Origin of the sequence: Acinetobacter sp. YH01008, assembly GCF_013420435.1 — a bacterium.
GTDB classification, from domain to species: domain Bacteria; phylum Pseudomonadota; class Gammaproteobacteria; order Pseudomonadales; family Moraxellaceae; genus Acinetobacter; species Acinetobacter pseudolwoffii.
On record NZ_VOYD01000019.1, the window covers coordinates 24,164 to 40,123 of the forward strand.

The 15,960-nt window shown below is 45.1% G+C and carries 14 protein-coding genes; 4 read left to right on the plus strand and 10 right to left on the minus strand.

The window, feature by feature from the left end:
• Positions 1–225: 225 nt before the first annotated feature.
• Positions 226–2,793 carry a glycerol-3-phosphate 1-O-acyltransferase PlsB gene (gene plsB / locus FTT75_RS11235; protein WP_180186427.1) on the plus strand — a complete coding sequence of 856 codons (2,568 nt, stop codon included), beginning with the start codon at positions 226–228 and terminating at the stop codon, positions 2,791–2,793.
• Between the two features lie 139 nt (positions 2,794–2,932).
• On the opposite strand, the gene FTT75_RS11240 is transcribed toward plsB, so the two are convergent.
• Positions 2,933–3,748: an NAD(P)H-binding protein gene (locus FTT75_RS11240; RefSeq protein WP_180186428.1), complete on the minus strand. Its 816-nt coding sequence runs from the start codon at positions 3,746–3,748 to the stop codon at positions 2,933–2,935.
• A gap of 33 nt (positions 3,749–3,781) precedes the next feature.
• Here FTT75_RS11240 and recG point away from each other — a divergent pair, with 33 nt between their 5' ends.
• Together recG and FTT75_RS11250 are read left to right on the plus strand one after the other, a co-directional pair.
• Positions 3,782–5,827, plus strand: a complete 2,046-nt coding sequence (gene recG, locus FTT75_RS11245; protein ID WP_100357824.1) for an ATP-dependent DNA helicase RecG — start codon at positions 3,782–3,784, stop codon at positions 5,825–5,827.
• Complete coding sequence (locus FTT75_RS11250; protein WP_180186429.1) at positions 5,814–6,449, plus strand: ComF family protein; 636 nt, start codon at positions 5,814–5,816, stop codon at positions 6,447–6,449. The genes recG and FTT75_RS11250 overlap by 14 nt, the downstream gene beginning before the upstream one ends.
• A 4-nt stretch (positions 6,450–6,453) precedes the next feature.
• Here FTT75_RS11250 and FTT75_RS11255 read toward each other — a convergent pair whose 3' ends face one another.
• A complete protein-coding gene (locus tag FTT75_RS11255) occupies positions 6,454–6,855 on the minus strand; it encodes an NUDIX domain-containing protein (protein ID WP_180186430.1) in 402 nt (133 codons plus the stop codon).
• Between the two features lie 30 nt (positions 6,856–6,885).
• Complete coding sequence (locus FTT75_RS11260; RefSeq protein WP_005249879.1) at positions 6,886–7,476, minus strand: TIGR00730 family Rossman fold protein; 591 nt, start codon at positions 7,474–7,476, stop codon at positions 6,886–6,888.
• A 152-nt stretch (positions 7,477–7,628) separates the two neighbouring features.
• On the opposite strand from FTT75_RS11260, the gene FTT75_RS11265 reads away from it, so the two are divergent.
• On the plus strand, positions 7,629–8,642 hold the full coding sequence (locus tag FTT75_RS11265; RefSeq protein ID WP_005168743.1) for a CorA family divalent cation transporter: 1,014 nt from the start codon (positions 7,629–7,631) through the stop codon (positions 8,640–8,642).
• A 327-nt stretch (positions 8,643–8,969) separates the two neighbouring features.
• On the opposite strand, the gene FTT75_RS11270 is transcribed toward FTT75_RS11265, so the two are convergent.
• From FTT75_RS11270 to FTT75_RS11300, 7 genes are all read right to left on the minus strand, one after another.
• Positions 8,970–9,260, minus strand: coding sequence for an STAS domain-containing protein (locus FTT75_RS11270; RefSeq protein ID WP_100329361.1), 291 nt, complete (start codon positions 9,258–9,260; stop codon positions 8,970–8,972).
• 15 nt (positions 9,261–9,275) lie between these two features.
• Entirely contained in the window at positions 9,276–9,908 is a 633-nt protein-coding gene (locus FTT75_RS11275; protein WP_180186431.1) for an ABC transporter substrate-binding protein, read from the minus strand.
• Between the two features lie 18 nt (positions 9,909–9,926).
• Entirely contained in the window at positions 9,927–10,604 is a 678-nt protein-coding gene (locus FTT75_RS11280) for an outer membrane lipid asymmetry maintenance protein MlaD (protein WP_100329362.1), read from the minus strand.
• Positions 10,604–11,383, minus strand: coding sequence for a lipid asymmetry maintenance ABC transporter permease subunit MlaE (gene mlaE / locus FTT75_RS11285; protein WP_005094189.1), 780 nt, complete (start codon positions 11,381–11,383; stop codon positions 10,604–10,606). The genes FTT75_RS11280 and mlaE overlap by 1 nt, the downstream gene beginning before the upstream one ends.
• Positions 11,380–12,198, minus strand: coding sequence for an ABC transporter ATP-binding protein (locus tag FTT75_RS11290; RefSeq protein ID WP_005094190.1), 819 nt, complete (start codon positions 12,196–12,198; stop codon positions 11,380–11,382). Before FTT75_RS11290 ends, mlaE begins: the two co-directional genes overlap by 4 nt.
• A gap of 404 nt (positions 12,199–12,602) precedes the next feature.
• Positions 12,603–14,480: a DEAD/DEAH box helicase gene (locus FTT75_RS11295; protein ID WP_100355140.1), complete on the minus strand. Its 1,878-nt coding sequence runs from the start codon at positions 14,478–14,480 to the stop codon at positions 12,603–12,605.
• A 551-nt stretch (positions 14,481–15,031) separates the two neighbouring features.
• Entirely contained in the window at positions 15,032–15,862 is an 831-nt protein-coding gene (locus FTT75_RS11300; protein ID WP_034608351.1) for an inositol monophosphatase family protein, read from the minus strand.
• Between the last annotated feature and the right edge of the window lie 98 nt (positions 15,863–15,960).

The following is a 15,960-nucleotide window of genomic DNA, read 5'->3' on the forward strand; positions in this document are numbered from 1 at the left end:
ATCTGGAATATTCTGCCACAAAATCAGACCGAAACTCTAAAGATTGCATGACTGTTCTGTCATACTGATGTCATAAGTGACTAGGAAAAGCATCTGCTTTCACGCTAAAATTAGAGCACTTCTGTTGAAGTTGTTAAAAAAAGATATATGGTTTCGCTTTGGAAACCCGCAAAATAAATCCCCTCAGAAGTCCTGTGGTTTTGGTCAGTAAAATTAGGAGCAGCTATGTCCAAGAATGGCTTTGGTCAAATGTATCGCAAGCTTTCAAGTAAGCTACTTGATCTTGTGGTTACCCCTCATGTTCTTGGGGAAGTACCAAGTGAAGTGACAGCACCTGAGCCTGATCAGACTGCAACAGAAACGCGAAAGCTGGTCTGCTACGTTTTACAGAACCATTCGCGTAGTAATGCGCTGGTCGTCGATGCAGAAACCCGCCGTTTAAAGTTGCCAGCTGCGCTCGATCCAATGCAACTGGGCAATAGTAAGGAAAAAGCTTCGCTGCTGTTTTTACAGCATCATGATGAAAATAACCTGCTCAGCTCACCGCCGCATGCGTTTCCGCCGCGCCTGTTACGCCTGATTGAAATCCTGGAACAACATCCTGAACTAGATGTGGAATTGGTACCAGTCACGGTGCTTTGGGGACGTGAACCTGAAAAAGAAGATTCCTGGTTCAAACTGCTATTTACCGATACCTGGTCTACGCCAAGCCGGGTCAAGCAACTGGTCAATATCGGTCTGCATGGCCGTCAGTCTTATTTAGAGTTTCACGAACCCCAGTCTTTACGTGCCATGATTGAGCATGCCAAAAAAACGCATCCAAATTCAGCGCCAGCGACTTATATTGTTAGCACTTTAAATGATTATCTGGATGGGCAGCGCGAAGTGATTCTCGGGCCGGATCTGTCCGATCGCCGTAATGTCATGCACGGTTTAATCAAATCGCCAGATGTACAGGCTGCGATTCGCAATGACAGTATTCGCAGTAAAATCTCGATGCTGGAATCTGAACGTCGTGCCATTGGTTATCTAAACGAAATTGTTTCCGATTATTCTCATTCGACTGTACGTTTTGCCGATAAAGCCCTGACTCGTTTATGGACGCAACTCTATGACGGCGTAGAAGTACATAATTTCAGTACCGTGCGTGAACTGGCCAAAGATTATGAGATTGTCTATACCCCATGTCACCGCAGTCACATCGACTATTTGTTATTGTCTTATGTGATCTATCGTCGTGGCTTGATGGTGCCGTATATCGCTGCGGGCGATAACCTGAACATGCCTTTTGTGGGTCAGATTTTACGTGGTGGCGGTGCCTTCTTTATCCGCCGTACTTTCCGTGGCAATGCGCTCTATACCACAGTCTTTAAAGAATATTTATATAGCGTTCTATCACGCAATACCCCACTGGAATACTTTATCGAAGGTGGTCGTTCACGTACTGGTCGTTTGCTACCACCTAAAACTGGGATGCTGGCGATGACCGTGCATGGTCATTTACGCGGCAAAGCCAAGCCGATCGTATTTTTGCCGACTTATATCGGCTATGAACGCCTGATGGAAGGTGGCACTTATGTCGGTGAAATGAGTGGCAAGCCGAAAGAAGCCGAGTCTATTTTCGGCATTTTGAAAACTCTGCGCAAGATTGAACGCATTTTCGGCAAGGTACACCTGAATTTTGGTGAGCCGGTATTTCTGGATGACATCCTGAAACAACATGGCGCAGAAAATATTAAAATTGAAAAGAACGATGATCCAATTCCACAAGCAGTTTCTGATGCAGTAAACAGCTCTGCGCAAGCGATTCTGGAAAATATCAACCGTGCAGTGGTGATCAATCCGGTATCGCTATTATCGTTGATCCTGTTGGCGACACCGAAACATACGCTGGATGAAGAAATCTGTATCAAGCAGCTGGATACTTATCGTACCCTGCTGGCGGCATTACCTTATGATGAACGGATGGAAGTTACACCGCTTTCAGGCAAAGAAATTATTGCCTATGCAATGAAGCTGAAACTGATCAAGCGGGTAAAACATGTGCTGGGCGATATCATTGCCATTGAAGATAATCAGGCAGTTTTGCTGACTTATTTCCGTAACAATATCGTGCATTCCTTTGTGCTTCCGTCATTGATTGCAGCACTGGCTGAACACAATGGAACGATTCGCCGTGATGATGTCGTCAACATCAGCAGCACCCTGTACCCATTCCTAAAAGCAGAGCTGTTTTTAAAATGGCGTGAAGATGAGATTCAGGATCAAGTCAATGCGCATATTGATAACTTGATTTCTGCCAAACTGATCACGCAAGATGGTGAAAATCTGCTTGCTCCGGCACCCAATACTGAAGTCCATCATCAGCTCGAAGTTCTGGCTGCACCAGTGACTCAAAGTCTGGAACGTTATTACATGACTTTGGCACTGATTACCCAACGTGGTTCAGGCAATATTTCGACCCGTCAGGTTGAAGAATTGAGCTATCTGGTTGGTCAGCGTTTATCAGTTCTATACGAATTCAACTCGCCAGAATTCTTCGACAAAGCCCTGTTCCAGAGCTTTATTAAAGTCTTAACCCAAAAAGGTTATCTGTGTACCAATGACGACAATGCCATTGTTTTTGATGAGCAGCTGACCAACGTAGCGCAATATGCAGATCTGGTACTGGATGAAGTGAAATTACAGATGCTGCATCACATCACCGCCTTTACCGATGAAGAACTCAAAGAAGCACTTGATGCAGTTGCGGCTGAACAAGCCAAGAAACGTGCCAAGCGCAAAAAGAAGTAAAGCTTTTATTCTCTCTCCTTTCAGGAGATGGGAAGCAGTGCTTCATAAGGGGGATGAGGGGGAATTTAAAATCCTTCCCCTTCTCCCCAGCTCTCTCCTACAAGGAACGGGAATTTAATCCTCCCTTTTTAAAGGGAGGTTAGGAGGGATTACTTTTCCTCATTAGTTCCAAATAATCCTCATAACAATCTGGATGCTCTAACTCAAATCCCATTTTCTGCATTCGAGTCGCATAAAGTTTCTTACCTGTCACCTGCTCGCTTTCTACTTGCAGCAAAGGAAGTCCCATCTGTTGTTGGAACCATTGCAATATTTCATGCATTAATTTTGGCCGGTTATCAGTCACAATATAAGACCTTTCAGGATGTTCCACGTGAATCATATGTGATAAGAAACGTGATAAATCTTCAATGTGAATCCGGTTGGACCAGTGCAGATTCGGATATCTCAACATCGAGGCGGCCATTTTTTGTAGGCGTTCTACCGATGCTCCATAAATCCCACTTGGACGAATGATGGTACATTTCTCAGGATAAGCAGTGAAATAAGCCTGCTCCATCTGCTGCAAGATTTTGCTCTGAGCATCATTCGGGTGAATTTCAGTTTCGTCATCTACGATTTCACCGGAATTTTGCCCATACACTCGTGTCGATGACACCACCACAATCCGTTTCACCGGATGCTGTTTCAAGGCAGCCACAATAGGTTGAACCGAATCCAGATAAGTTTGCTGATAACCTTCAACCGCACTTTGTTTTGGACTAAGTAATATATAGACCCAGTCAATTGGTGCAACTGCAGTTAAATCCAGTTGATGCACATCCTGAATCAGATGAGTTGCGAATGAATCTGTTTTGGGACTCTGGCTAATTGTGCTAATTTGATGACCTTGCTCAAATAGTTGTTTAGCCACACGTCGGGATGTTTTACCATAACCGATAAATAAAATATGCATTGAGCACCGAATCACAAATCTGGTTGAGGGGACATGGCTGCAGTCCATCAGTTACAAGGCGTTGGCAATGCCGCCGCTGCATTACTCGAAAAACTAAATATCTTCAATACTGATGATTTGCTTTTTCATCTACCACGTGACTATGAAGACCGTAGCACGATCATTCCCATGAATCAATTGAGCGTGGGGCGTAGCTATTTGCTCGAAGGTATCGTCAAAGGTGTGGATTTCCCGCCGGGTAAACGCAAGTCCATGGCTGTATTACTGGATGATGACTGCGGTAAAGTCACTTTGCGTTTTTATCATATTTATAAAGGCATCACCGATCGCTGCAAGCTCGGTCACCGTTTAAGAATTTTTGGTGAAGTCCGGGTCGGTGCGCGCGGTCTGGAAATGTATCATCCCGAACTGCAAGTCATTACTGAAGATACCCCGCTACCGCAAACCCAACTTACCGCGATTTACCCGGCCACTGAAGGTCTGACCCAGCCAAAAATACGCGATTATATTCAGCAGGCTTTGGCTCAGTATAGCGATCATCTGCCTGAACTGCTGCCAGCAAAATTTAGCAATGGTTATGCGTTAAAACAGGCACTGGAATATATTCATCATCCACCAGTCAATGCCAATATGTTGCAACTGGCACAAGGTTCGCATCCCGCACAGCAACGCCTGATCTTTGAAGAACTGGTGGCGCATCAGATCAGTTTATTGACCCGGCGTGCCTTTATTCAGCAGGTTGAAGCCCCTTCATTTGCACCGAGTAAAACCTATGCCAAACAGCTTCTGGCCAGTCTGGCTTTTGAAATGACCGGTGCGCAAAAACGTGTATCCAAAGAAATCGCACAAGATTTAAAAGCCAATAAACCAATGTTACGTCTGGTGCAAGGCGATGTCGGTGCCGGCAAAACATTGGTGGCCGGTGTCGCAGCCTGTCATGCCCTGGAAGAAAGCTGGCAAGTGGCGTTGATGGCACCTACCGAAATTCTGGCCGAGCAGCATTATCTCAACTTTAAACGCTGGTTTGAGCCATTAGGTCTTAATATCGCTTGGCTATCCGGCAAGCAAAAAGGCAAAGCCCGCGCCGCAGCGGAACAGGTCATTCGGGACGGGAGCGCCCATCTGGTGATTGGCACCCACGCCCTGTTTCAGGAGAATGTCGAGTTTGCCAAACTCGGTCTGGTGATTATTGATGAGCAACACCGCTTTGGAGTCGATCAACGTCTTGCACTCAGAAATAAAGGCCTGGATGGCATGTCCCCGCATCAGCTGGTGATGACCGCAACCCCGATTCCCCGCACCTTGGCCATGTCGGCTTATGGTGATCTGGATACCTCGGTGATTGACGAGCTGCCACCGGGTCGTACCCCGATTCAAACGGTGACCATTCCACTGGATCGGCGTGAACAAGTTCTGCAACGTATTGCGACGAATTGCGCTGAAGGCAAACAGGCCTATTGGGTCTGTACCTTGGTGGAGCAATCCGAAACTTTAGATGCCCAAGCCGCGGAGGCCACTTTTGCCGAAATTCGGGAACGCTTTCCTGCGCTGAATATCGGTCTGGTACATGGCAAAATGAAAGCCGATGAAAAACAGGCGGTGATGCAGCAATTTAAGAATAATGAATTACAGCTACTCATTGCCACCACCGTAATTGAGGTCGGGGTCGATGTACCCAACGCTTCCATTATGGTGATTGAAAATGCCGAACGTTTAGGCCTGTCACAGCTACATCAGCTACGTGGTCGGGTTGGCCGTGGTGCCAAAGCCAGTTTCTGCGCCCTGCTATACAAGCATCCACTATCGCAAAACGGTCAGGAACGCTTAAGAATCATGCGTGAAACCAATGATGGTTTTATGATTGCCGAGAAAGATCTGGAATTGCGTGGGCCGGGTGAATTACTGGGGACTAAACAAACCGGCGATATGAATTTCCGCGTGGCCAAACTTGAACGCGATGATCACCTGCTCAATCAGGCACATTATGTGGCGCAGCAAATTTTAAAAGATTATCCAGATCAGGCTGAGGCGTTATTACAACGCTGGCTACCGGAAGCACCGCGTTATGCCTATGTTTAAATTACTGGCACAGGGAATCTCCAAGCTGAATACGCTTCAGCCCTGCCAGTTGTGTCAGACTGATTATCAGAGCATTCATTCAGTCTGTGAAGATTGCTGGCAGCGATTGCCGTGGACACATCAAATCATTCAACGACAGGAAATGCAGTTCCAGATTGCCTGCAACTATACCTACCCGATGGATCGTTTGATTCAACTGTTTAAATATGAACAGAAACTGCATTTGCAAAATTTACTGGCAGGTGCACTGTTAAGTTTAGACTTGCCTAAAGTCAGTGCAATAGTACCGATGCCGATCTCGAATGAGCGTCTGGCCGAGCGCGGTTATAATCAATCTTTGGTACTGGCCAAACATGTAGCGAAACAGTTGAATGTACCCATCTGGCAACCGATTACCCGACTAAAACAACATTCACAAAAGGGCTTAAGCCGACTGGAGCGGATTGAAGACATCCAGTCACAATTCCAGATCAGCACCATTTCCAAGCTGCGGTATCGTCGGGTGCTGATTATTGATGATGTCGTGACGACTGGCAGCTCGATTCGGGCACTCAGCCAAACACTTGAACAACTGGGTTGTCAAAAAATTTATGCAGCCTGTCTGGCAGGCGCACAAATCTGAAAATTTAAGCTTGGGCAAGTAATTGTGACTTCACCCATGGAATGACAATTTCGGTGGTCAAAGGTGCGAGTCGTACCTCTTTTTCATCAAGATCTACCCATTTCATTTCAGCGATTTCCGCTTCAATTTTTGGCGCTTGATCCAGACTTACCCAATAGACATAACTCACCAGTTGATGATCAGGCTCATTGGCTGTTGCAGTTTCAAAACGTCCAATGAATTGCTGAATTTGTGCTTGGGCGCCAATTTCCTCCTGAATTTCACGCAACATCGTTGCTTCTGGTGCTTCATTTGGCTCAAGCTTGCCACCAACCTGCATAAAGCAGGACGTTCCTTTTTTGCGAACCACCAGCAGTTGCTGCGCTTCATTTAAAATAATGGCTGCAGCCACCGTAATCACTTTCATTTATTTTCTACAAATCATACTGTGGACAGCTTATTTTACAAGATCGGTCTGATCGACCATACCCCATTTCGCTTCGGGCGACTGATAACTTTCAAATTGGCGCAGAATATCATCCAGATTATCACTAACGATTAAAGCATCGCTAAATCGCGCTTTGGTAAAACCTTTCTCAGTCGTCATATGGATAAATTTGAGTAAATCATCATAGAAACCATCGACATTTAAAAAAGCACAAGGCTTTTTATGAATTCCCAACTGTGCCCAGGTCCATTGTTCAAAAATTTCTTCCAGCGTTCCTGCACCACCCGGAATGGCAATAAATCCCTGTGCCAGTTCCGACATGCGGGTTTTACGTTCATGCATATTATCGACCACAAACAGCTCGGTAATATGCGGATGCGCCAGTTCACGATTGACCAGCTGTCTTGGAATTACGCCAATCACCTTGCCACCAGCAGCCAAAGCACTATCAGCAATAATGCCCATTAAACCGGAGCGACCACCGCCATAGACCAGCGTCTGATGCCTTGCTGCCAAGGTCTGGCCAACTTTTTCGGCAATCTGGGCATAGAGAGGATCTGAGCCCAGTGCTGAACCACAAAAAATTGCGATAGAATTCATCATTTCACTCTCCAATTGACGCTATATTGTACGAAATTGCTGCAAGCGCGCTTTTTACCAAAATAACTGCTTAATATCAGTGTTTTTATTCAATTCCTTGTCTAAAATACACCCATTCCAATTCACATACTGCGCCCGGGAGAAAAGACAGCATGCTTGAAGCCTTTTACGCCACAGAGCGCGGTAGCTTAGAAGATATCACGATTAATGGTGATTTCGACCTGCATCCAGATTTAGTCTGGCTTGATCTGATTGCGCCTTCACAGGAAGAGCAGCAATGGATTCTAGATGCCTACGAGCAAAACTTACCGACCTTAAAATCGCTGGAAGATATTTCCTCGAGTGCCCGATTTTACCGTGATGATGACGGTATTTTGCATATCAGCACCTATTTTTTAACCAAGAATAAAAACTATCAAGTCGAAAACGAACACGAAGATGAATCCAGCATGCTGGCAACAGTACAAACTGTTGCATTCATTCTGCACAAGGATCGTCTGTTTACTTTGCGTGGTGAAAAACTGGTGGCTTTTCGCGCCTTTCGTGCCCGCGCGCGCCGCAATGATTATGAAATCGATTATAAAGATCCGACCTGGATTTTATTGGGCTTACTCGAAGCCAAGCTGGATGAGCTGGCCGATATTCTGGAAGATGTGCATAAAGATTTAGAGAAATATTCAACTGAAGTGTTGAATAACCGCCATCGTGAACAGATTCTGGATCTGGATGACATGATTACCCGCTTGGCGCAACTTGAAGATATGTTGGGTAAAGCGCAACTGTGTTTAATCGATTTACGCCGCGTCCTGACCTTCCTGTCGCGTCCACGCGCCTTGGGCAGTCATATTTATGATGCGGATATTCGAGAACTGAGTGAAGATGTGCGCTCGCTGGTCGAGCATGATGCTTTCTTGTTCCAGAAAGTGCGTTTCCTGCTCGATACCACGTCCGGATTCATTAACACTGAGCAGAACGATACCATTCGTCGATTCTCGATTCTGCCAAGTATGCTTGCGCCCCCAATGCTGATTGCCAGTATTTACGGTATGAACACCGAAGTGCTGCCCTTTGCACAAGGCACCATGAGTTTCATCATGGTCAGTATTATTTTAATTGGCTTCCTGATTGGCCCATTAATTTACTTTAGATGGAAGAAGTGGATCTAGAATCCCTCCTAACCTCCCTTTTGAAAAGGGAGAGATGTTTCCTGTCAGGGAGAGGTTTTTTTATTAGATATCCCTTTCTAAGTCTCACTTGCTCTTTAGATTTAAAGCGAAGTGCAAGAAATGCCTGTATTTAATTCATATTTATTTAATCCCTCTTCAACTTCTCTTTAAAAAGTGAAGAAAATGGTTAGGGAGGATTTTTACACCCCTCTCTCTAACTCTCTCCCTGAGGCAGAGAGGACGTACAATCCATATTTAGATCTATTTGATTTTAATGATTTCTTAAAATTTGATCACAATAAAAAAGCACCTTTCGGTGCTTTTCTTTTACTGAACGATGTTTAAATCATCCTGCAAATGGCTGGCCTGAATGATATTCATCATTTTAGCAGGAACAGCTTTAAACTGTAGCCCTTGAGCCTGAGGAGTCTGGCGCAACCAGCGCACCAACACTGCCAAAGCCAAAGTACTGCCACTTTCAAGCTCAGCCAGGTTAACCACAAGTGGAAACTTGCTTTGTGACTGGATCACACGCAGACCATTTAAGTAATAGTCCTGTGCATTGTCATAGTCAATCTTGCCTGAAACCTGTAGTTCCTGATCCTTGAATGTAATCACGGCTCACCTGTTTGATTATTTCTTGTCGATTGCAGCTTCTGCATCCGGTTTAAAGTTGGCAATTGCTTTATCAATATTACCGCCATTACGTTTTACCGTCGCAGCAAACTGGTTACGGAACTGCAAACCCAGGTCAATACCCGATACGTTGATGTTGCGGATTTTCCATTTTGAACCCTTGTCCACTAGCTGGAATGCTACTGGAATTTTCTCGCCTTTGTTATTAAAGTCGATGGTCACAACAGGGTTTTTGCTGTTGCTGGCCTTGTAAGGACGCACGCTATAAGTCTGATTACTGAACTTGGCAAAGGCAGAACCATAGTTTTCAATTAAGGTTTCACGGAAATTCTTTTCAAACTGCGCACGCTGTGCCGCCGTACTATATTGGTTCGTGGCATACGTGCCCATCACAATACGTGTGAAAGATTGAGAATCAATATACGGATCCAGATTCTGGCGCACAATGCTTTTGACCAAAGCTGGATTTGATTGCAGTTTTGCATTGTCAGCTTTGAGGCGCTCAATTAAACCATCTGCTACTTTTTTAATAAAAGCAGGTGGTGCTTCAGACGGTGCAGCAAACACTGTACCAGCAACCATTGTTGAAAGAATGCTTACTGCAAGCGTTTGTTTTACTAAAGTCTTCACTGAATTCTCCTCAATCTATTATTCAACAAATGCAGGTTCTGCATCTGTTGTTTCTGAAACTGTCGTCTGTTCCGATGTAGTTTCTTGACTATCTGACGATTTGCCAGCACCACCGGTAATAAATTTCGTCACCAAATCTTCAATTTCCATAGTGCCTTGGGTATTGGCAATCTGATCGCCGCGTTGCAAATAGCTCAGACCACCACCTGGAATAATTTTCAGGTACTTTTCACCCAATAAGCCATTGGTCGCTACCATAATATAAGCATCTTCATCAATATTGGTGATGGATTTCATGTTAGCTAACAGTTGTTTTTCCATGTCTTTTTGTTGCGCAGGTGTCGCTGCTTCATAGTCCGAGCTGTAGCGTAACTCGTCCAGAGCTTCCTCTTGAACTTGCTTTAATTGTTCAGCATTAAACGAGGTCAATGAGCCATCTAGGGTCATATGTACGGTTGCCAGACGCGTTACAGGATCCAGGGTAATCTCATCGACCTGTCCCACTTTCACCCCGCTTAAAGCGACTTTGGCACGTGGCTTGATGCCATTCACATTTTCAAAAGTTGCCGTCATTTTATAGCTGTCGGAAATATTGCTGCCGACCAGACCACTGACACGCATCGCTAAAAAGAATAAGGCAATACCAAATAAAATAACAAAAATACCAACGGCCAGCTCACTAGTACGTGATTTCATTAAACACCTCCGAACATGACCGCAGTCAACACAAAATCAAAGCCTAAAACGCACAGTGAAGAATAGACGACTGTACGCGTTGTAGAAGTTGCAATACCTTCCGATGTTGGTACACAGGCATAGCCTTGATATACCGCAATCCAGGTACACATTAATGCGAATACAAAACTTTTAATAATAGTGCCATTCAAGACATCTTTATAGAATTGCACGCTGCTTTCCATGCCGCTCCAATAAGCGCCTTCATCAGCCCCCAAAAAGTCTACACCGACCATTTTGCCGCCCATAATTCCGACTGCGGCAAAGATCACCGAAAGCATAGGCAAGCTGAAAATCCCCGCCCAGAGACGTGGCGAAATCACCCGCTTTAAGGGATCCACCCCGATCATTTCCATACTGGACAATTGTTCAGTGGCTTTCATCAGACCAATTTCTGCGGTCAAAGCCGAACCGGCACGTCCTGCAAACAGCAAAGCCGCGACCACAGGTGCTAATTCACGCAGCAAGGTCAACGCCACCGCTGTACCAAGCATGGATTCACTGCCAAAGGTCGACAGAATACTGAACATCTGCAAGCCAAGCACAGCACCAATAAACAGACCAGAAACCACAATAATCAGCAGGGACAATACCCCGACCCGATACATCTGATAAATAAATAGTCTTACCCCCAACCAGGTCGGCATGGAAAATAAGATCTGCAACAGCATCAGGGTTGCGACCCCAATCCCCTGTACACGTTCAATAACGCGTCTACCTAATGCGGCAATTGCATTCATGAACGTACCTCATCACTTAAATAAGCCCGATGACTAAACTGATAATCGACTGGACCTTCCACCGAACCCGTCAGGAATTGCTGCACAAAAGTTGAAGGATGCACTTTTAGCTCTGCCGGTGTGCCCTCGCCCTGGATCTTGCCTTCTGCCACGATATAAATGTAATCAGCAATGGATAAGGTTTCTGTCACATCATGCGAGACAATAATCGTGGTCAGATCCAGTGCTTCACGCAGAGAGCGGATTAAACGAGTCAACACCCCCATCACAATCGGATCTTGTCCGGCAAAGGGTTCATCGTACATGATCAGTTCAGGGTCCAGCGCAATCGCCCGGGCTAAAGCCACACGTCGGTTCATACCACCAGACAGTTCCGATGGCATCATTTGCTCTGCACCGCGCAAGCCGACGGATTCCAGTTTCAATGCCACGATTTCCTTAATTAGATGTTCTGGCAGTTTGGTATGGGCCCGAATTGGAAACGCGACATTTTCATACACGCTCATATCGGTAAACAAAGCACCACTCTGAAATAGCATACCCATCCGTGCACGTGCTGAAAAAAGTTCGGAACGTGACATCGAGGCAATATCTTTGCCATCCAATAAGACCTGCCCATGCTCAGGCGTCAGCTGCCCACCGATCAATCTTAATAAGGTAGTTTTACCAGTTCCGGATGGCCCCATAATGGCGGTAATCTGCCCACGACGAATATTTAAACTCACGTCGTCATAAATCACGCGCTCGCCTCGTTTGAAGCTCAAATTCTTGACTTCAATCAAAGACTGAGTATCTCGCGCTGTTTGATTTTTCATAGCTGAGTTTATTCCTACATTTTTTCAGCATGCATACTATAAAGGAACGAAGTTCAAAATGTTAGCAGTTGAAAAAGGTGGGGGAATATCATAAAAAGATGACAATAATTGATTATTTCGTGTTTTTTATAATAAAAATATGTACTTAGGCTTAAAATGACTAGATTGATTAATTAAAAACACTGTATAAATAATAGATAATATTACATAAAATCAAAGTCAATGCGATATATGGCATATGCACCTCTATCAATTGAGATCGAGCAGCTAAACTTTTCATATTAATAATTATCATAACCCTGACAAAATATGAATTAGTAGACATTTTACGTTAAAAAGCAAAAAACTCAATGCATAAAAAACCGGTATTTCTACCGGTTTTTTATCTTCATCTAGCGACTCTATTAGTCGTTAAATTTACGACGTGGACGATCTTCACCACCGAACGAACGTTCACCACGTGGTTTGTCATCAAAGTTGCGACGTACTGGACGATCACCGAAATCACGTTTTGGACGGTCATCACCGAATGAACGCGCTGGACGATCACCGAAACCACCTTCACGACGTGGAGCAGGACGATCACCAAAATCACGTTTTGGACGATCACCATAACCGCCTTCACGAGCTGGCTTGTAATCTACACGGTTGCCACGGTTGTCATCATTAGAGCGAGGACGGTCACCAAAACCACCTTCACGACGCGGAGCTGGACGATCACCGAAGTCACGCTTTGGACGGTCATCAAACGAACGTTGTGGACGGTCGCCAAAACCACCTTCACGACGTGGCGCTGGACGGTCACCAAAGTCACGCTTTGGACGGTCATCAAACGAACGTTGTGGACGATCACCGAAACCGCCTTCACGACGTGGCGCTGGACGATCACCGAAGTCACGACGTGGACGATCTTCGCCAAATGCCGGACGTTCGCCACGTGGTTTGTCATCGAAGCTACGACGTGGACGATCATCACCGCCTTCACGACGTTTGAAGTTGCTTTCGCCTTCAAAACGACGACCACCGCCAAAACCACCACGACCGCCATCACGACGACCGCCGCCATCACGACCACGACCACGACCAGCGCCATCACGGCTACCACGTGCAGGAGGTGGAGATGGCTCAAGACCTTCGATTTCAGATACGTTTAAACGCGCATCAAGGAAGTCTTCCAAAGCACGGATTTTGCCACGCTCACGGTAAGTTGCAAGTGTAATGGCTTTACCAGTACGACCGGCACGACCTGTACGACCAATACGGTGTACATAGTCTTCGTTCTTCATTGGAAGACCGAAGTTAATTACGTGTGAAATGGTTGGTACGTCAAGACCACGAGCAGCAACGTCAGTTGCAACCAAGATCTTCGCACGACCTTCACGGATGCTGCGTAAACGACGGTTACGAACAGTTTGTGGCATAGCACCATGCAGCGCTACAACTGATAGGCCTGCTTCAGCAAGTTCTTCAGCCAACATATCTGTGTCTTCTTGAGTTGACGCAAATACAACTGCTTGATCAACGTCTTCTTCGTTCAACCAGTGAGTAAGCAGTTTTTTCTTGTGCTCGAAACCGTCAGTCCAATGCAAAGTCTGAGTAATGTCAATATTTGTAGAGTGACCAGTTTCAATCGAAATACGCAGTGGATCATTCATCATGCGTTCTGCAAGTGTAATGATACGTGGTGCAAACGTCGCAGAGAACATTAGAGTTTGTTTACGGTTTGCAGCCAACTCACCAATTGCTTCCAAGTCTTCAGAGAAACCTAGGTCAAGCATACGGTCAGCTTCATCGACGATTAACGCATCAACTTTATCAAGTTTGATTTGACGGCGATTCACCAAGTCAAGTAGACGGCCTGGAGTTGCAACAACAACTTGCGCGCCTTTTAACTGTTGAATTTGCTTACCGAAAGGCATACCGCCCATGATTGCAGCAATACGAACACCTTTCATGTGACGTACAAATGCAATTGCGTCTTGACATACCTGTTGTGCCAATTCACGAGTCGGTGAAATCACCAGAATATTCGGTTGAGTAACCGCTTTCATACGGTCTTTAAATGGTACTAATGTATCTTGGCTTGCCAACGCATTTAAGGTAGGAAGCAAGAAAGCAGCAGTTTTACCAGAACCTGTTTGGCTTGACACAAGAAGGTCTTTACCTTCAAGTGCAGCTGGAATCGCTTGTTCTTGTACAGGAGTTGGAGTAGTAAAGCCTAAAGCATCGAGAGCCTGGGTTAGAGATTCGTCGAGGGAAAAATCAGCAAAAGTTTTGCTCATAGAGAGTGTTCACCCTGAAGTGGGTGCTCCATTAAATAAATTACAATATGGACATCGGCAAAAAGCGGCACAGCAAATAGAGCTGAAAAAGTTAGGATTCAGCAGCGATCCGAATAACGACGATGTGGATATAACGCACGTATATGATTACGGCCGCAAACCTGAAGGAATCGCTTAAGCGATTGGGGCGCGAAGGATATGTCCTCTCTATGGACAGAACGCGCATACAATGATTAGAAGATAGTGTTCAGGTAAAGAACGGAAAATTAAGTGCGTGGCAAGATTATAGCAGAATAATCAACAATGTCATTAAGTTTTCAAAAAAAATTGCTTTATTTGTGATTTATATATGAATTTCATAGACTTAAATATGAATATAAAATGTAACGACTGGTATAAAAAGGCAATTTTTGCCAATTCACTTGATAGTTCCCGTATTCATGTGCGTTAAAAAACAGGCTTCTCCTCCCTGTTAACTATTTCACTGCTGCAAAAAAGGCATCCCGAAGGATGCCTTTTTTGAAAATTAGATATAATTCATCTAAACCCGATTATTTTGCTGCCTCACCCCAAGCAGGAACAACTGCTTGCATTAAAGGTTTAAGCATTTTCATTGAACAAGCCAAAACTTGACCATTTTCCATAGAGTCGCTACCACCACGTGCATCAACTACAGTACCGCCTGCTTCTTTCACGATCAATTCGCCCGCTGCGATATCCCAAGGTTTTAAACCAAGTTCGAAGTAAGCATCAAAACGGCCTGCAGCAACATAGGCTAAATCCAATGCCGCAGAACCTGAACGACGATATTGCGCGCCAGCTTCAGTCACGTTTAACAAACTTTGAAAATGGTTCTTGGCATAAGATACAACTTCGCCATTACGTTTAGCACGGTAAGCGTGACCAACAGCCATAAAGGTATTTTCCAGACTGTCTTTGACATTCACACGAATACGACGCTGGTTCATCATGGCACCACGACCACGACTGGCAGAGAATAGCTCATCTTTCACCGGGTCATAAATCACCCCGTGTTGAGTAATGCCTTTGTGCTGAACTGCGATAGAGATACAGAAATGCGGGAAACCGTTAATGAAGTTTAAAGTACCATCCAGTGGATCGATCACCCAACACCAATCGGCATCGTGACCATTCCCTTCCTGATAGCCAAACTCTTCACCAAGGAAACTGTGATTTTTATAGCTTTTACGTAGGGTATCGATGGTCAACTGCTCCAAATAACGATCTACACGCGTTACTGGACCATCAATTCCTTTTTCTTCGACTTGTAGATCGAGTTTATGACGATTCTGATGCGCTTTTAAAAGCTCTTGACCAACTAACTGAGCCGCACGCGCAGCCATCACCACCATAGGTTCCATTGAACACCCACTACAAATTTAAAGAAACTGATAAAGAATAATGCATAAAAGCCCCGATATCTTAGCAAATATCAGGGCTTTTTTGGAGAAAATGTGTC